Consider the following 16,006-nt stretch of genomic DNA (forward strand, 5'->3'; position numbering starts at 1 on the left):
GCCGGCGGCGTCACCCGGCACGGCAGCAGCAGCGCCCGTGGCCCGGGCCCCTACCCGTCGTGCTCCCGCGCTCCGCCGCGCCGGCCGGTCACCGTGGTCCAGCCCCGGGGGGTGCGGGTGCCGCCGAGTTCGACGGTGCCGTCGGCGATCCGCGACACCGTGATCCGCCGGCCGGGGCAGTGGGCGCAGAGCCAGGCGGCCAGTTCCGGTGTGGTCAGCGGTGCGGGGTCCACCGTGACCGTCCATGCCGCCGGCCCGCCGAAGACGGCCGCTTCGATCCGCCGGAGCCAGCGGGTGAGTCGGCGGCCGGCGGAGGACGGCACGTCCTCGTGGACGGCGGGTTCGAGCAGGGGGGCCGCCCAGCGCGTGACCTCGGCCGGCGGGCCCTGCACCGTCAGGGAGCCCACCGTCTGACGGCCGATCAGCAGCATCGCGGCTCCGTGCGCGAGCTCCCACACCTGGGCCCGCTCCCCGCGCGGCAGGCGTGCCGCCCGCGCCCGTCGGCCCGGCTCGGGCGGCGCACCGCCTCCCCATGCGCCGGACAACTCGCCCAGCCAGCCGGCGATGTCGCGTACGTGCGCCGGCCGCCGGCTCTGCAGGACCGCGGACGACCCGAGCAGCCGCGCGTGTTCGGCGAGCCGTTCGGGGCCCGCGCGGACCAGCAGCTGACGGGTGCCGTCGCCGGGGAACCGCTGTCTCGACTCCAGGGTGTCGATGCTCAGCATGACCTCCTCCCGCCGGTGCAGGAAGACGGCCGCGAGCGGGTCGGCGAGCGCGCTCGCCGGCCACCGCGGGGCGTCGGCGCCCCCGGGCAGCAGCGGTGACAACCGGCCGAGCCACAGGGCCAGTTCCGCCGTGCTGTGGAGCGCCGTGGAGAGCGGGACGCGGCCTGCCGGGGTGCCCGCCGGGACGGCTTCGGCGAGCGGGACGGTGCGGTTCGGGCCGCGGTCCTGCCAGGTCAGCGGTTCGAACCGCACCCGCGCCTCGCCGGGCGTGCCGCCGATATCGGTGAGCGCGCACAGGCCGTCGATCCGTGCGGCCGTGAGCACCTCGGCGAGGTCCGGCAGGCCGAGCCCCCGATGGGTGATGCGGCCGTACGGCTGATCGGGCCAGTGGATGTCGCCGCGCACCTGGTACCCGTCGGGCTGCGGCCCGACGAGCAGGTCCGCCGTACGCTCCAGCCACGCGGCCATCGGGCCGTCGCCCCGCCGCCACACCAGGGGATCCCCCACCGCGGTGCTCCCTCCTCGTCTTCGGCCGCCGGCGGGTACGGTCACCTGGTCACCGCAACGGAAGGAACCGCCATGTCCCGCGCCGCCGCACCCTTCGAACTGCTGCCCGGTGCCGGCGACTCGCCCGTGATTCTCCATGTGCCGCACTCCGCACGCCAGATTCCGGCGGCGGTGCGCCCGGGCATCCTGCTCGACGACGCGGCCCTGTCCCGCGAACTGGACCACATCACGGACGCGCACACCGCCGAGCTGGCCCGTCTCGCCGCGGGGGCAGCCGCGGTCGCGCCCTGGCGGTTCGTCAACCGGCTGTCCCGGCTGGTGGTCGACCCGGAGCGGTTCCCCGACGACCGGGAGGAGATGCTGGCGGTGGGCATGGGGGCCGTGTACACCCGCACCACGCACGGTGTTCCGCTGCGGCCGGCCGGCACGGACCCGCAGCCGCTGCTGCACCGCTACTTCCATCCGTACGCGCGGGCGATGACGGCGGCGGTGGCGGACCGGCTGGCCGTCGCCGGGCGGGCCGTCGTCCTCGACGTCCACTCCTATCCCACCGTCCGCCTGCCCTACGAGCTGCACGGCGACGGCCCCCGGCCGCCCCTCTGCCTGGGCACCGACGCCTTCCACACACCGCCCGAGCTGGTCGCCGTGGCGCGTGAGGTGTTCGCGGAGTTCGGGGGGACGGGCCTCGACAGCCCGTTCGCCGGGGCCTATGTGCCCCTGGAGTTCCACGGTACGCAGCCGCGGGTGACCGCCTTGATGGTGGAGATCCGGCGCGATGTCTACATGACGGAACCGGGCGGGCCTCCGGGGCCCGGGCTCACCCGTGTGGCGTCGGCGCTGGCCGCCCTGGTGGACTCCGTGTCCTGACGAGCGCGGACACGGCGTGGGGGCCGCCCGGGTGGACGGCCCCCACGGGAGGGAGAGATCGGGTCAGCCGGTCGTCAGGGCCGTGTCGTCGACGACGAAGCTGGTCTGCAGCGAGGAGTCCTCCACCCCGCTGAACTTCAGCGTCACCGTGGAGCCCGCGAACGAGGACAGGTCGAAGGACTTCTGGGTGTACCCGGAGGCGGCGTTCAGGTTCGAGTACGTCGCCAGCGTGGTCGATCCGGCGGTCACCGTCAGCTTGTCGTACTGCGTGCTGCTGGTGGTCTCCGCGGTGTCGATGTGCAGGTAGAAGGTCAGCGTCGCCTTGCAGCCGGACGGGATCGTCACCGACTGGGACAGCGTGTCGGTGTGGGAGGAGCCGTAGCCGTCGAGCCAGGCCTTGTAGGAGCCGCCGTGCGCGGCCTCACCGGTGCTGTTGGTGATGACGCCGCTCGTGGCGGTCCAGGTGGTGTTGCCCGACTCGAAGCCCGGGTTGCCCAGCAGCTGCGTCGCGCTGCAGCCACCGCCGGCCGAGGCCACGGTCCAGGTGAAGCTCGCGGTGCCGGTGGCGCCCGTGCTGTCGGTCACCGTCACCGTGGTGCTGTAGGTGCCCGCCGTCGTCGGGGTGCCGGAGATGACACCGGTCGAGCTGTTGATCGACAGGCCCGAGGGCAGGCCGGTGGCCGCGTAGCTGAGCGTGCCGCCGTTGGTGCTGGAGGCCGAGATCTGCAGGCTCACCGCGGTGCCCACGGTGGAGGACTGGCTGCCCGGGTTGGTGACCGTCACACCGGAGGAGGGCGGCGTGATGTGGCTGCCGACGTTGATCCCGGCGAACGCGTTGCCCACACCGGCGTACTCGGCGGAGCCGCTGCCGTACAGCGCCGCGGCCGCGTTCAGGGCGGCGGTGCGGGCACCGGCGTAGTTGGTGCTGGACGTCATGTACGTGGTCAGCGCCTTGTACCAGATCTGCAGCGCCTTGGCGCGGCCGATGCCGGTGACGGCGACGCCGTCCGAGGTCGGGCTGTTGTACGTGACGCCGTTGATGGTCTTGGTGCCGCTGCCCTCGGAGAGCAGGTAGAACATGTGGTTCGCCGGGCCCGAGGAGTAGTGCACGTCCAGGTTGCCGATGCCCGAGTACCAGCTGTCCTTGGACCCGCCGTCCTTGCTGGGCTGGTCCATGTAGCGCAGCGGGCTGCCGTCGCCGTTGATGTCGATCTTCTCGCCGATGAGGTAGTCACCGACGTCGGAGCTGTTGTTGGCGTAGAACTCGACGCCCGTGCCGAAGATGTCGGAGGTCGCCTCGTTCAGCCCGCCGGACTCACCGCTGTAGGTGAGGTTCGCGGTGTTGGAGGTGACGCCGTGGCTCATCTCGTGGCCCGCGACGTCCAGCGAGGTCAGCGCGTGGGTGCCGCCGGAGCCGTCGCCATAGGTCATGCAGAAGCAGGCGTCGTCCCAGAACGCGTTGACGTACGCCGTGCTGTAGTGGACACGGGAGTAGGCCGCGACACCGTCGTTCTTGATGCCGCTGCGGCCGAAGGTGTTCTTGTAGAAGTCCCAGGTCTCCTGGGCTCCGTAGGCGGCGTCCGCGCCGGCGGTCTGGGTGTTGGACCCGGCTCCGGTGCCCCAGACGTCGTCGGAGTCGGTCATCAGGGTGCCGGTGCCCGACGTGCCGTTGTTGAGGCTGTACGTCTTGTGCCCGCCGCGCGTGGTGTCGTACAGCTGGTACGTCGAACCGGACAGCGTGGTGCTCAGGCTCACCGTGCCGCTGTACTGGGTGTTGCCGGTACCGGTCTTGACGTCCTGGAAGCGGTGGAGCTCCTTGCCGGTGGTGGCGTCCGTGATGACGTGCAGCCGGCTGGGCGTGCCGTCGTCCTGGAGCCCGCTGATCACCGTCTCCCAGGCGAGCTTGGGGGTGCCGTCGCCGGCCCAGACGACCTTGCGGGCGCTGTCCGTGGAGGGCTGCCGGGCGTCGAGGGCCTTCGCGACCTTCAGCGCCTTGCCCTCGGCGGCCGCCTTGGCGAAGGCGGGCGTGGTGGAGGGAACCTTGATGGCCCGCTTGGTGTTGAAGGTGGTGCTCACCGTGCCGGTGGCCTGGGAGGCCGGCGGCGTGTGCACGATCAGGTCGCCGCCGAGGACGGGCAGGCCCGCGTAGGTGCGCTCGTAACGGGTGTGGAGCGTACCGTCGTTGTCCTTGACGACGTCCTTGACGACCAGCTTCTCCTTCGCCCCGAGGCCGAGCGAACGGGCGGTCTGCGTCGTCTTCTGGCTCGCGCTCTTGATCAGCGCGGTGTGCTGGGCGGGGGTGAGCTTGGCCTCCAGGCCCCCGGTGCGCAGGGTGCCGGCGTGGGGGGCCGGTTTGGCGGCCGCGGGGACCGCCTGGATGCCGAGGGCGAGGAAGGCGGCGGTGGCCACCAGAGCGCCTGCCGCCGTCGCCTGACGGGGGATACGTCTCACTCGTACTCCTACTGCTGCGGCCGTGAGTCCTACGGCCGGTGACAGACCGGACAGACGGGACGTGCTGTCCGGAGTGAGCTGAGCAGTGCGGGACCGTGACCGTGACCAGGCCGGACGCGGCCTGCACACGGCTGCAGGCAGGTTGCCAGTATTGATCGGTCCATGTCATTCATAGAACGGGGATTCGAGGGTTATCCCTCGGCCACCCCGCACCGGCCCCGCACGCCCCGTCACCAGAGGGCCGGGCGCGGGCCCCGTCCCGGGTCAGGCCAGCAACGGCAGCCTTCCGGCGATCTTGCTGATGCGGTTGCGCGGGCCGACGATACTCACGGCGCAGTAGGCGAGGTCCTCGGCGGGGGTCTTGCCCACGACGGCCCGGTAGTCGGCGTAGACACGCGTCTCCTGGGCCGCGGCCGGCATGTCGGCGACGAACGTGTCGGCGTACGCCGCGGCCTTGGCGCGGACGGCGCGGAGCGCGGCGGCGTCCGCGGCGAGGACCGAGCAGCCCGCCCAGGGCAGCCCGGGATGCACGGCGCCCTCGGCGTCGGCGACGTCGTCGCCGAGGAGACCGCCGACCGCCGACTGCGTCGCCGCGGCGACGCAGACCGCGGCGTTGACTGCGCGGCCCGGCGGCAGGTCTCGGTCGACGATCACGACCCATTTCAGCCGCGCCGCGCGGGTGGAGACCGTGGGGTCGCGCTCCTCGGGCGCGAATCCGATCCCGGTGCGGGGTGTCGTGGCGTCGGCCATTTCCTCATCTCCTGCGTCTTTCTGCGACTCGGCAAAGAGATGGTAGGCATCCGTGTGGAAGGAGCGGGGAGCGGCCGAATCTTCTTCGCACACCGCCTCCGTCGGCCCGCCGGTGCCGTACTTCGTGCGGTGATCCGAGCTGACCGAGGCCGGACGTACGGCCGGTGGAGGACACCTGGGGCAGGGCGACCGCGCGGCGGGCGTCCGCCCCGCCGTCATCGGGACGTGCGACGGACCCGCGCCCGTTCGGCCGCGGGTTCGACGCGGCGGGACTGGACGTGTTCGTACGCCATGGTGGTCTGCACGTCGGCGACCTCGCGGCGCTCGGTGAGACGGTCGATGACGAACGCATAGACGCCGTTGACGTCCGGAACGGCGATGTGGATGAGGAAGTCGTGCGCCCCGGAGGTGACGAACAGACCGATGGTCTCCGGCAGCCGGGCCGCCCACTCGCGAAACCCCTCGATGACGGGCCGGGCCGGCGGCCGGATGCGGACCGCGATGAGGGCCTGGACCGGGCGGCCCACCGCCTCCAGGTCGACCGCCGCGTGAAAGCCCGTGATGACTCCGCGCTCCCGCAGTGAGCGCACCCGCTCCAGCGAGGTGGACGGGGACACGCCCGTCTTGGCGGCCAGGTCCCGGTTGGTCTGCCGTGCGTCGTTCTGCAGTTCCCGCAGCAGGGCGCGGTCCAGTGCGTCCAAGTCCATGGCGCCAGCCTACGCCGCACGATGTTCGGCGATCACCGGCATACTCCGGACATGTGCCGGTTCCACGCGGTCCGGTTCCACTCGGTCCGCCCCCTGTGGCCGCGGGAGCACTCGGCATGACGTTCCGTGGTCATGTGTGCGGCGGCCGTGTCTCATCTCCCGCAGGAGGGCGGGGTTCGCCGAATCCGCGGCCGGAGGGCCTGTCTCCCCCGGGATGCGCGCGGCATCATCTCATTGAAAGGTGATGTGAAGGGTGGTGTCCCGCCCGCACTTGTGATCTGCGGGTGCCACCACCGCGGACCGACTCGCGGAGGAGACATCATGTCGACGTCACAGCCTGAAGCGTCCCGTCGTCCGTCCGATGACCGGGCCACGCCGGACCGCCTGCTGCACGCGGCTCCGGCCTCGGAGCCGTCACCGGAGGATCTGGTCCTCGCCTCGGGCAAGGACATCACCCCCGAGACCCTGGCCTGGGCGCAGCGCAAGCTCGCGTCCGAAGGGCAGGCCGCGCTCGACAAGCTGCTGCCGTAGCCGCCGCCCCGATCCGGGATCACCGCGCCGGAGACGGCGCGCGTTCCGGTGCGGTGATCCCGGATCGGCGGGGGCAGACCGGCCGCGGTGACGCACGTCAGACAGGTACCGGCAGGCCGTTCCCGCCGTCCGCCTCCTGCGCCCCGGCCGCGCCGCCCGCGCGCCGCCCCCGCCTCCGCACGCCCGGCGCGTTTCACGATTTTCCCGCGCGCTCTCCGTGTCCCGCGCGCTCTCCGTTTCCCGCGCGCTCTCCGTTCCCCGGGCCTTCCGCGACGAGCAGCGCGTCCGCCGCCGCCACCGCCTCGTGCACGGTCCGGGTGCCCGTCATCACGCACAGTGTGTAGCCGACGTCCTGTAGTTCTCGTGCCCTTTCGGGTGTCTCCCTCTCGGCGAGCGCGATCCGCAGGGACGCGTACCGGGTCAGCAGCCCTCTGACGGCCTTCGCATCCGGAACCAGCACAGGGGGCCTCCCTCTCGTGTTTCGGCCCGTGTGCCCCTTCACGGGCGGGCCATGCACAACTCCCCTTCCGTGCACGTCCCTTCGCCACGAGCGCGACGGCGGCCGCGCCCGTCCCGGCGCTACCCCACGTTCCAGAGGAACCGGTGGGTGTGGATGCCGAAGTACGGGAACGACTGCACGCGCTCCACACCGTCCACGGTCCGGACCACGTCGTTGACGAAGTCGAGCAGTTCACGCGGTCCGGCGCAGACGACCTCGACGAACAGGTCGAAGCCGCCCGAGGTCAGGACCGAGTAGACGACTTCGGGGTGCGCGGCCAACTCGTCGGCGACCGCCCGCGGATCACCGTCGACTCCGACGCCGAGCAGGGCCATGGCCTGGCCGCCCATCCGCATCGGATCGGTGACCCCGACCACCTGGACCACCTTGGTGTCGAGGAGCCGTTGCAGTCGCTGACGGGCCGCGGAGGCGGAGAGGCCGACCTTCGGGCCGAGGTCGGCGTAGGCGACACGGCCGTCGGCCTGCAGCTCACGCAGGATGGCCCGGTCGATCTCGTCCACGTTGTTCCTCCCCGGCGGTGGGTGCCCAGCCTACCGACGCGGGTCAGCCCGCCAGCTCCGCCAGGGCGGCGTCGAACACCTCGGTGTGGGTGTCGACGTCCCGCTCGGTGGTCGCCGGGCACATCAGTGCCATGCTGTGGAACGGGGTGAGCAGCACACCCCGGTTGGCCAGGTAGAGGTGGAGGTAGTCCTCCAGCTCGGCGTCCGCGGCGGCCGCGGACCGGGTGCCGGTGCGCGGGGCGGGGTCCGCGAACCGGTATTCGGTACGGGCGCCGAGCCGGCTGACCGACCACGGCAGGTTCCGTCGTTCGACGCAGGCCCGCACACCGGCCTCGAAGCGCTCGGACAGCTTCGCCATCCCGGCGAACGCCTCGTCCGTGAGGACGTGCTCCAGGGTCGCCCGGGTCGCGGCGACCGACAGCGCGTTGCCCGCGAGGGTGCCTCCGACGCCGCCCATGTCGACGAGGTCCAGGTCGTCGCGGCCCAGCAGCAGTTCCGCCAGTTCGGCCGACAGCCCGTACGCGCCCGCAGGGATGCCGCCGCCGATCGCCTTGCCGATGGTGACCATGTCCGGTTCCAGGTCCCAGGCGGCGGTGCAGCCTCCGGGGCCGGCCGAGAAGGTGTGCGTCTCGTCGTTGACGAGCAGGGTGCCGGACCGCCGGGTCAGCTCGCGCACCCCCGCGAGATAGCCGGGCTCGGGAAGCACGATGCCGATGTTGGTGAGCGCGGGCTCCATCAGGACCGCGGCCACATCACCGTGGGACAGCTCGCGTTCGAGCTGGTCGAGATCGTTGAACTCGGCCACCCGGCTGGTCAGGGTGACGTCGCAGGGCGCGCCGACGTTGCCGGGCCTGGCGGTCCCTCGCCCGTCCGGCCCCACCACGATCAGCGACTCGTCGACACTGCCGTGATAGCAGTAGCTGTTCACCAGGATCTTCGGACGGCCGGTGACCGCCCGCGCGAGCCGGATCGCCCACCGGTTGGCGTCGGTCGCGGTGAGCGAGAAGCTCCAGCGCGCCAGGCCGAAACGACGGGTCAGTTCCGCGCCCACCCACTCGGCGTCCTCCGTCGGCAGCATCGCGGTCGCGCCGCCCAGTTCGGCGAAGCGCGTGTGGACGGCCGCGGCGACCGCGTCCGGGGAGTGACCGGCCATGGCGCCGGTGTCGCCCAGGCAGAAGTCGATGTACTCGTGTCCGTCGACGTCCGTGACACGGGCACCGCGGGCCGCTGCGAGATAGCGGGGGAACGCTCCGGCGGTCTTGTTCATCCACGTCATCGGCACCCGGCCGAAGAGGTGGTCGGCGCGTGCGTAGGCGGCCCTCGAACGCGGGTTCCGCCGCTCGGCCTCGGCGCTCTCGCGGGCGAGGAGCTCTCGCAGACGGCTGCGGTCCATGGTGTACCCCACTTTCAGCGACGCATGATGACGAAGACTGTACGACTGAAATGAGCCCTTCATCAATGTTCTACGATTGGATCTGTTGCGCTGACGCTCGAATCGAGCGCGCCCTTGCGCCGGTGCAGAACAAGGGATCAAGCCCGGACCTCGCCTCCGGGCGGATGACATGCGCGGACCATACTGGGAGGCACACCTCACCCCGATCCTCCAGAGTGATCCATGCCAAAGTCCTCCACCGCCCGCGCGACCGCTCCCGACACCGTGTGGCTGGCACGCGGGCGGCACCTCGGCCCGGGTGCCGAACAGGCCGTCCGGCAGCGACTGCGGGACCTGAAGAGCGACGCGGTCATCCAGGACCACCTCGAATTCGACGGTTCCTGCGACGGCCCGTCCGACGCGCCCGTCACGTCCGACGCGCCCGGCACCGCAGACCACGTCTTCGAGGCCCGTTGGCTCGTCGGCGACCAGGTCGTCGTACGCGCCCGTCTGACCCTCGGGGCACCCGGGGGCAGGGACGACGCGCGGGACTGGGTGCTGGTGGCGGAGGCGGAGCGGCCCTGGGACCTCGGCTGGCCCTCACCCGCCACCGTGTTCTGGCCCGAGGACTCCGGGGTGCCCTGGGACCATGACGTGGTCCCCGGCCTGCGCTTCCGCGGGACGAACCGGCTGCCCGCGGACGACCGGGCGCTCCGTCGACTGCTCAAGGACTGCGCGCGCCGCTCGTGGAGCATCCATGTGATCGTCCACGAGGCGATGACCCCCGACGAACGCGGGCGGCTCCCGCTGGCGCCGCTGCTGCCGCCGGGGGTACGGCACCGCGTCGTGGAACACCGGGCCGCGCCCGGGCAGTTCCAGGTGGTGAACTGGGCGCTGGACGACCTGGGCGCGCGGGTGCCCCGCGGAGGTGCCGTGGTGCTCCCCGCGACGCCGGGCGGGCCCGGGGACCGGCCCGGGGACGACGGGCACGCCTTCGCCGTACGCACGGTGTTCCTCGACGGGTCGCGGCCCGCGGAACTCATCGACGCCGTGCGGCGCTGCGCCGAATCGCCCCGCCCCCTGCCCGAGGGCGCCGAGGCGGCGCTGACCGGACTGCGCGAGCGGTGGCACCTGATGACACCGGAGGAGGAACTGGCCCAGGCGCGCCGTCAGATCGCCGCCTACGCCGAGGCCCTCGACGCCATGACGAAGTCGCGCGACCTGTACCGGGAGGCGGCCGAGCTCGCCCACGAGGCGCTGGCGGCCTACCGGGAGTCCTCCGGTCCGCTGCCGGCATCGCGGCGCGCACCCGGCGAGCGGGAAGGTTTCTCCTTCCGGGACCGCCTGGCCATGTCCCTGGACCGTGTGCGCGAGGGCGCCCGGCTCCTGCGCGCGCCGGCCTCGGAGGGTCACGCACCGGGTGGCGCCGGCGCGGACGGGGCCGCGGAGTCCGGGGAGGCGCCCTCCTCGGCCGAGCCGCCGGAGACACGGGACCGCGCATAGCGGTCGTACACGCCGGCCCGCGCGTGGTGTTCGTGCGGGCCGGTGCGGAAGTTCCGTGTGTGGCACGCGTTTTGGGGGGTACCCCGAGCCGTACTCGCCGCCGGGGGCGCGCTCCGGAGGCGAGTGGCCGGTCGCCTCCGGAGCGCGGACCGCGGTGCATCGGACCGCCGCCGCGGGGTAGGCGACCTCCGCACACCGTAGCCATGGGAGGACATCGTGTCGGCTGAGACCCCCCTGTCCATCGATGTGACGACGCCCCGGGAGGACGTCGCGCTGGTCGCCGTGAAGGGCTTTCTGGACGTCGGCACCGCGACGGAGCTGCACCACCATCTCGCCAACCAGGTGCACCACGGGCGACGGCATCTGCTGCTCGACCTCTCGGCGGTGCCGTTCATGGACTCGTCCGGCATCAACATCGTCCTCAGGGCCGGCAAGGAGACCCGCCAGGCCGGCGGCTCGGTGGGCCTCATCGATCCGGCCCCCGCCGTACAGCGGATCCTCGACCTGACCGGGGTGAGCCTGACGGTCCCGTCCTATAAGAGCACCGACGACGCGCTCGGCGCCACGGGCGATGCGATGAGCCGGCCGTAGCGGAGGGGGCGGATCCCGGACGTCGCCGTCCCCGCGCGGCTCCGCGCGCACGGGAGCGGCCACCCGCCACCAATACTTGCCGTTTGACAACTATAGCCTTGAGGCAACAAAGCGTGAGGGCGGAGAACGCAGGGAAGGGACGGGAATGGTGCGGTGGGCGGAGCCGGCTGCCCGCGCCGACCGGCCGTGGCACGGGCCGGGCACACCTGCCGGGGCGGTGGGCCCCTCCGCGGCTCACGCCGTCCGGGCGTCGGTTCCCCCGGCCTCGTGGATCTGCGCCGCCGCGGCGGCGCAGAACGCCTCCAGCCCCTGCAGCAGCGCCGCCCGCTTCGCCGTCGGCATCCCGGCCAGCACGGACTCCAGAGCGCTCTCCCGCCGTGCCCGCAGCTCGGCCAGGAACGACCTGCCGCGACGGCTCAGGTGCAGACGCAGCTCACGGCGGCTGATCGCGCTGGGCGCACGCTCGACGTACCCGACCGCCTGGAGACGGTCGCACAGCCTGCTCGTCGAGGGCGGGGTCGACCCCAGGGCGTCGGCGAGCGTGCGCAGGTTGATGCCCTCGTTGTGCTCCAGGATGAAGAGCACCCGCAACTGGGAGGCGGACACGGGAGCCGTGGAGGCACGCCCCCACAGGACCTCCAGCAGCTCCGCCGCCTCTGAGGTCACACGCGCCACCTCGCTGGGCTCGGTACGCAGGCTGGAGGAAGACATGGTCTCACTCTCCCAGACTTGTCGGATCCGGTCGGCCTGCCGGGATGACAGCCCGCCCATAACGATAGATACGGGCACCGGCACACCGTCGCACGACCTCTTCGGGGCGTGAGTCCGCAACCGTGCCAGTGGAAGAATGGTGTATCCGACATCGTGAACAGATTCATGGCAGCCGAGAGGGCCCTGCGCACCGCGGCTCCCCACCGGTTGGTGGACGCGCTCCGCGACGTACTGCGCAGCCGCTACGCGGCCGAGTCCGCCCAACTCCTGATGGCCGACTACGGGCTCTTGGTCCTGCAGCCCGTCTCCGCGCGGCCCCACGCCTCCGACGCCGTGCCGGTGCACGGCAGCACGGCCGGCAGGGCCTTCGGCTCGCAGGAACCCGTCGTGGAGGAGCACGGCGGCCTGGCCCGCGTCCACCTGCCGGTCACCGTACGGGGAGACCGGCTCGGCGTACTGACGGTCACCCTGCCGTCCGGGAGCACCGCGGAGGCCCTTCCCGAACTCTCGGACATCGCCGGGATCCTGGCTCACGAAGTGATCGTGGCCGAGCGGGACACCGACGTCTACCTGCGGGCCAGACGCCGGGACCGGCTGACGCTCGCGGCCGAGATGCAGTGGCAGCTGCTGCCGGGCCGCTCGTGCGTCCGGCCCGAGTACGCACTCGGTGCGCAACTGGAGCCCGCCTACGCGATCTTCGGGGACAACTTCGACTGGTCCGCCGGCCCCGACCGTCTGATGCTGTACGTCACCAACGGCATGGGCGAGGGCATCGAGGCGTCGCTGCTGACCAACCTGGGGATCAACGCGCTGCGCAACGCGCGGCGCGCCGGCATTCCGATCGAGGACCAGGCCGCCCTCGCCGACCAGGCGGTCTACGCCCAGTACCGGGGCGCCTCCTATCTGTCCGTGCTCCTGCTCGACCTCGAACTGTCCACCGGTCGTGTGAAGGTCGTCGACGCCGGGTCGCCCCGGATGCTGCGGCTGCGCGCCGGAGGCGTGGAACGGGTCGGCTTCGAGGCCCAGTTGCCCCTCGGCATGTTCGAGGAGACCGACTACACGGCACAGGAGTTCCGTGTCGAACCGGGCGACCGGCTCGTCTTCGTCAGCGACGGGGTCCACGGGGTCGCCGCTCCGGGAGGCGAGACATACGGCGAGAAGTCGCTGGCCAAGGCGATCGCGTCGACGAGGCTGCTGCCGGCCGCCGATGTGCCCGGCGCCGTGCTGAGAGAGCTCTCGGGCCATCGCGGCAGCCCGGAACCGGGGGACGACGCGCTCGTGGTGTGCCTGGACTGGTTCGGGCCGCGACGCGCCGCATGAACCGGGCGCCCGGTCCGCCGGGCCGTCGTCCGGTGGACGGCCAAGGGTGCCGGGTGCCAGGTTCCTTGCCGCATGCTTACAGTTGTCGCACAGCAATCGATTTCGCTCTTCAGGAAGAACCCCGCACGGTCGCGGAAGCCTACGCACGAAGGAGACGGTGACGTGACGGACCATGAACCGGCGGCGCAGCAGGGGGCGTCGGCATGCGTCGTCGCGGACTTCCTTGCGCCGACCGGCGGTCCCGAAGGCCGGGCGACCGCCCACGTCCCCGTCCGCCCCGGACCGCCCTCCCGTCCTGCACAGCACCGGCCTTCCCAGCCGGTGGTCGCCGCGCGCCCCCATGCCCGTCCGCGGCGACACCACGGTGGGCCCTACCGCCCACACACCGTCGGATTGTGAGCCATGACCCACACCTGGCACATCACCGGCGTCCTCGACGCCGCCCGGGCCCGTATCGCCGTCGCCCGGATCGCGGCCGAGCACGGCGTCTCCGTTCTCGACCGCGCCCGGCTCGTCACCTCGCTCACCGCGCAGTTGCGCCAGTGCCTCACCAAGGGCGGCACCTGGCGGCTGACCCTTCGGGCCACTCCCCCGCCCGGACGCGGGCAGCGGCCGCAGCTGCGGATCGGCATCCGGCCCGGCCCGGACGACGGTCCGGGCGGCCGAGCGACATGGCGGGCCGTGGTCCGCGCCACGGAGTGGGCCGGCCCCAGCGGCGCCGTGGCGGACCGCACCGATCCGGCGGCCCTGGCCGAGGCGCTCTTCAGCGCGGACGAGGACGCCGCGCGGATCCTCGACGCCCTGACGGAGCAGGAGGCACTGGTCGCCTTCCACCGTGAGGAACTCCATCAGACGAATCAGGGTGTTCTCGCCCTGCATGCCGACCTGGGGGCCGCCGGCCAGGCACAGCGCGAGCTGTTCGCCGCCGAACGCGCCGCCCGTACCGAGGCGGAGGAGGCACGCCGGCGGCTGACGTTCCTCGCCGACGCCAGCGCGGCGCTGACGGCGTCCCTCAACCACGGGGAGATCGTGCGCCTGCTTCCGGAGCTGCTGATCCCGGCCTACGCGCACAGCGTCGACGTATGGCTGCTCGGCGACGAGGACGAGCGGCGGCGGCCGGTGCCCCGTCCCGCCGCGGCCGTGGTCGCCGCCCGCACCGGCCGCCCCCAGTACGCGGCGGACCACCCCGGCGGCCTGCCCGGCGTGGAGGACCGCCCGCCCTCCGCGCTCCACCCCGACCGCCCCTGCCTCTGCGTCCCCCTGTCGACCCGGCGGGCGCCCGTGGGCGTGCTCACCCTCACGCCGCCCGGCGACCGGTGGGCCCCGGACGACGCGGTCATGCTGATCGAACTGGCCCGCCGGGCCGGGACCGCGATCGACAACGCACAGCGCTACGAGCACAACCGGGACATCGCCGAAACACTGCAGCGGGCGCTGCTCACGGACCTGCCCATGACCCCGGGGCTGCGGCTGGCCGCCCGCTACCTCCCGGCGACCCACGGCCTCAACGTCGGCGGAGACTGGTACGACGCCTTCCGCCAGCCGGACGGGAGCCTGATCGCCGCCGTCGGCGACGTCACCGGCCACGGGCTGCGCGCCGCGGTGATGATGAGCCAGCTGCGCACGGCGCTGCGGGCGTACGCCGTCGACGGCGGCAGCCCGGGCCAGCTCCTCACCCGGCTGCACCTGTTCCTGCACCATCTGCAGCCCGATCTCTACGCCACCGCGGTGATCGCCCGCTTCCGGGCCGACGAGCCCGTGCTGACCTGGGCCGCCGCCGGGCATCCGCCACCCGTGCTGCGCACTCCCGACGGCCGGGTGCGCACCCTCGACGCCAAACCGGGTGCCATGCTGGGCATTCCGCTGCGGCAGAAGATCGCCGACCACACCGTGCCGCTGCCGGCGGGGTCGACCCTCGCCCTGTACACGGACGGTCTGGTGGAGCGGCGGGCCCAGGGCATCGACCCGGGCATCGAGCGGCTCACGGGGGCTCTCTCGGTGCTCGCCGTGCCGGACCTCGGCGGCGACCTCGAGGCGGCCGCCGACCGTGTGCTCGACCCGATGCTGCACGATTCGGAGCGCGACGACGACGTATGCCTCCTGCTGTGTCACGTCGGCGGCGACGGGCCGGCTCCGCCGTCGCGCGCGCCGTCGGTGTCGGGACATCGCTGACGGTGCTGCCGGGCCGGCCGTTCGTCCCGTCGTGCCGGTGCCCGGGCTCCGCTACGCCTCGGGGTCCGGCAACAACGCACGCGCTGCGTGGAAGGCGTGCAGTCCCTGCTCCAGCGCGGTCCGCTGCGCGGGCGTCATCGCGGTGAACACGGCGGCCAGGCTCGCGGATCTGCGGTCGGCGACCTCGGAGAGCACCTTCCTGCCCCGGACGGTGACCCGCAGCTGCAGCTCCCGCCGGTTGCGGGGATGGACCACCCGCTCCAGCAGCCCCGCGGCCTCCAGCCGGTCGCAGAGCCTGCTCGCCGCGGGCAGCGCGATGCCGAGGGTCTCCGCGAGCGCCGTGAGATTGAGCTCCGCGCGGTGCCGGACGGCGGTCAGCGCCCTCAACTGATGGGTGGACAGGCGCGGAGTGACCGTCTCGGCCGCCGCGCTCCACAGCGTCACCAGGCTCTCCACCGCGTCCGCGACCTGCCGGGCCAGCGCCCTCGCACGCCTGCCCGCCTCGTCTGCCTCCGTCACCTCACCGTCATCTCCCACCACGCGCCTCACGCCATCCATGTCGTCCGCCCCGGCTGGTCCGGGGACCGGCCGACACGGCCGATCCGATCGGCGCCCTACCCGGAGCGCCCCTGAGTACGCCGCCGGAGACCGGCCTTCTTCGCGGGAGCGCCGCACCGCACGCCCCGTCGGGGGCAGCGCGGCCGATGGGTGTGCCGTGATTCCGGAGGCGTAGCCCTCGGCGTTCTGGCAACGGTGAAGGAGGGGGCCGGGTGACGCAC

Annotated in this window: 15 protein-coding genes; 6 read left to right on the forward strand and 9 right to left on the reverse strand. The window is 72.8% G+C overall.

Translation table 11 applies throughout. The annotated features are described in order from the left end of the window. Positions 1-50: 50 nt before the first annotated feature. A complete protein-coding gene (locus ACZ79I_RS02410) occupies positions 51-1,232 on the reverse strand; it encodes a hypothetical protein (RefSeq protein ID WP_471493617.1) in 1,182 nt (393 codons plus the stop codon). 72 nt (positions 1,233-1,304) lie between these two features. On the opposite strand from ACZ79I_RS02410, the gene ACZ79I_RS02415 reads away from it, so the two are divergent. Then, positions 1,305-2,099, forward strand: a complete 795-nt coding sequence (locus ACZ79I_RS02415; protein ID WP_471493619.1) for an N-formylglutamate amidohydrolase — start codon at positions 1,305-1,307, stop codon at positions 2,097-2,099. A gap of 63 nt (positions 2,100-2,162) precedes the next feature. Here the strand turns inward: ACZ79I_RS02415 and ACZ79I_RS02420 are convergent, their stop codons facing one another. The 3 genes from ACZ79I_RS02420 to ACZ79I_RS02430 all read right to left on the reverse strand — a co-directional run bounded on the left by ACZ79I_RS02420 (position 2,163) and on the right by ACZ79I_RS02430 (position 6,007). Further along, complete coding sequence (locus tag ACZ79I_RS02420; protein ID WP_471493621.1) at positions 2,163-4,550, reverse strand: M4 family metallopeptidase; 2,388 nt, start codon at positions 4,548-4,550, stop codon at positions 2,163-2,165. A gap of 264 nt (positions 4,551-4,814) precedes the next feature. Continuing rightward, positions 4,815-5,300: a DUF2000 domain-containing protein gene (locus ACZ79I_RS02425; RefSeq protein ID WP_471493623.1), complete on the reverse strand. Its 486-nt coding sequence runs from the start codon at positions 5,298-5,300 to the stop codon at positions 4,815-4,817. 215 nt (positions 5,301-5,515) lie between these two features. Then, positions 5,516-6,007, reverse strand: coding sequence for an Lrp/AsnC family transcriptional regulator (locus tag ACZ79I_RS02430; RefSeq protein ID WP_471493625.1), 492 nt, complete (start codon positions 6,005-6,007; stop codon positions 5,516-5,518). 321 nt (positions 6,008-6,328) lie between these two features. On the opposite strand from ACZ79I_RS02430, the gene ACZ79I_RS02435 reads away from it, so the two are divergent. Further along, on the forward strand, positions 6,329-6,538 hold the full coding sequence (locus tag ACZ79I_RS02435) for a hypothetical protein (RefSeq protein WP_381076675.1): 210 nt from the start codon (positions 6,329-6,331) through the stop codon (positions 6,536-6,538). 193 nt (positions 6,539-6,731) lie between these two features. Here ACZ79I_RS02435 and ACZ79I_RS02440 read toward each other — a convergent pair whose 3' ends face one another. The 3 genes from ACZ79I_RS02440 to ACZ79I_RS02450 all read right to left on the reverse strand — a co-directional run bounded on the left by ACZ79I_RS02440 (position 6,732) and on the right by ACZ79I_RS02450 (position 8,951). Further along, positions 6,732-6,998 (reverse strand): DUF5133 domain-containing protein, encoded by a 267-nt coding sequence (locus ACZ79I_RS02440; protein ID WP_471493628.1) that lies wholly within the window; start codon positions 6,996-6,998, stop codon positions 6,732-6,734. A gap of 119 nt (positions 6,999-7,117) precedes the next feature. Beyond that, positions 7,118-7,558, reverse strand: coding sequence for an Lrp/AsnC family transcriptional regulator (locus ACZ79I_RS02445; RefSeq protein WP_471493630.1), 441 nt, complete (start codon positions 7,556-7,558; stop codon positions 7,118-7,120). Between the two features lie 43 nt (positions 7,559-7,601). Beyond that, positions 7,602-8,951, reverse strand: coding sequence for a transaminase (locus ACZ79I_RS02450; protein WP_471493631.1), 1,350 nt, complete (start codon positions 8,949-8,951; stop codon positions 7,602-7,604). Between the two features lie 222 nt (positions 8,952-9,173). Between ACZ79I_RS02450 and ACZ79I_RS02455 the strand changes: the two genes are divergently transcribed. Next, positions 9,174-10,433, forward strand: coding sequence for a hypothetical protein (locus tag ACZ79I_RS02455; RefSeq protein WP_471493633.1), 1,260 nt, complete (start codon positions 9,174-9,176; stop codon positions 10,431-10,433). Between the two features lie 213 nt (positions 10,434-10,646). Next, positions 10,647-11,024: an STAS domain-containing protein gene (locus tag ACZ79I_RS02460; protein ID WP_471504708.1), complete on the forward strand. Its 378-nt coding sequence runs from the start codon at positions 10,647-10,649 to the stop codon at positions 11,022-11,024. Positions 11,025-11,258: 234 nt separating this feature from the next. Here ACZ79I_RS02460 and ACZ79I_RS02465 read toward each other — a convergent pair whose 3' ends face one another. Continuing rightward, the gene (locus ACZ79I_RS02465; protein ID WP_471493635.1) at positions 11,259-11,735 is read right to left on the reverse strand and encodes a MarR family winged helix-turn-helix transcriptional regulator; all 477 of its coding nucleotides are present in this window, start codon (positions 11,733-11,735) and stop codon (positions 11,259-11,261) included. 165 nt (positions 11,736-11,900) lie between these two features. Between ACZ79I_RS02465 and ACZ79I_RS02470 the strand changes: the two genes are divergently transcribed. Next, entirely contained in the window at positions 11,901-13,055 is a 1,155-nt protein-coding gene (locus tag ACZ79I_RS02470) for a PP2C family protein-serine/threonine phosphatase (RefSeq protein ID WP_471493637.1), read from the forward strand. A gap of 402 nt (positions 13,056-13,457) precedes the next feature. Then, on the forward strand, positions 13,458-15,227 hold the full coding sequence (locus ACZ79I_RS02475) for a PP2C family protein-serine/threonine phosphatase (RefSeq protein WP_471493638.1): 1,770 nt from the start codon (positions 13,458-13,460) through the stop codon (positions 15,225-15,227). A gap of 51 nt (positions 15,228-15,278) precedes the next feature. Here the strand turns inward: ACZ79I_RS02475 and ACZ79I_RS02480 are convergent, their stop codons facing one another. Beyond that, positions 15,279-15,785: a MarR family winged helix-turn-helix transcriptional regulator gene (locus ACZ79I_RS02480; protein ID WP_471493640.1), complete on the reverse strand. Its 507-nt coding sequence runs from the start codon at positions 15,783-15,785 to the stop codon at positions 15,279-15,281. Positions 15,786-16,006 lie beyond the last annotated feature (221 nt).

The sequence above is a fragment of the Streptomyces sp. PSU-S4-23 genome (genome assembly GCF_055632315.1).

What these genes read in the sequence shown, in the direction of transcription:
- ACZ79I_RS02415 (WP_471493619.1), top strand. Translation starts at nt 1,305, where the DNA reads ATGTCCCGCGCCGCCGCACCCTTCGAACTGCTGCCCGGTGCCGGCGAC.
- ACZ79I_RS02425 (WP_471493623.1), bottom strand. Translation starts at nt 5,300, where the DNA reads ATGGCCGACGCCACGACACCCCGCACCGGGATCGGATTCGCGCCCGAG.
- ACZ79I_RS02475 (WP_471493638.1), top strand. Translation starts at nt 13,458, where the DNA reads ATGACCCACACCTGGCACATCACCGGCGTCCTCGACGCCGCCCGGGCC.
- ACZ79I_RS02430 (WP_471493625.1), bottom strand. Translation starts at nt 6,007, where the DNA reads ATGGACTTGGACGCACTGGACCGCGCCCTGCTGCGGGAACTGCAGAAC.
- ACZ79I_RS02465 (WP_471493635.1), bottom strand. Translation starts at nt 11,735, where the DNA reads ATGTCTTCCTCCAGCCTGCGTACCGAGCCCAGCGAGGTGGCGCGTGTG.
- ACZ79I_RS02470 (WP_471493637.1), top strand. Translation starts at nt 11,901, where the DNA reads ATGGCAGCCGAGAGGGCCCTGCGCACCGCGGCTCCCCACCGGTTGGTG.
- ACZ79I_RS02435 (WP_381076675.1), top strand. Translation starts at nt 6,329, where the DNA reads ATGTCGACGTCACAGCCTGAAGCGTCCCGTCGTCCGTCCGATGACCGG.
- ACZ79I_RS02455 (WP_471493633.1), top strand. Translation starts at nt 9,174, where the DNA reads ATGCCAAAGTCCTCCACCGCCCGCGCGACCGCTCCCGACACCGTGTGG.
- ACZ79I_RS02450 (WP_471493631.1), bottom strand. Translation starts at nt 8,951, where the DNA reads ATGGACCGCAGCCGTCTGCGAGAGCTCCTCGCCCGCGAGAGCGCCGAG.
- ACZ79I_RS02480 (WP_471493640.1), bottom strand. Translation starts at nt 15,785, where the DNA reads ATGGATGGCGTGAGGCGCGTGGTGGGAGATGACGGTGAGGTGACGGAG.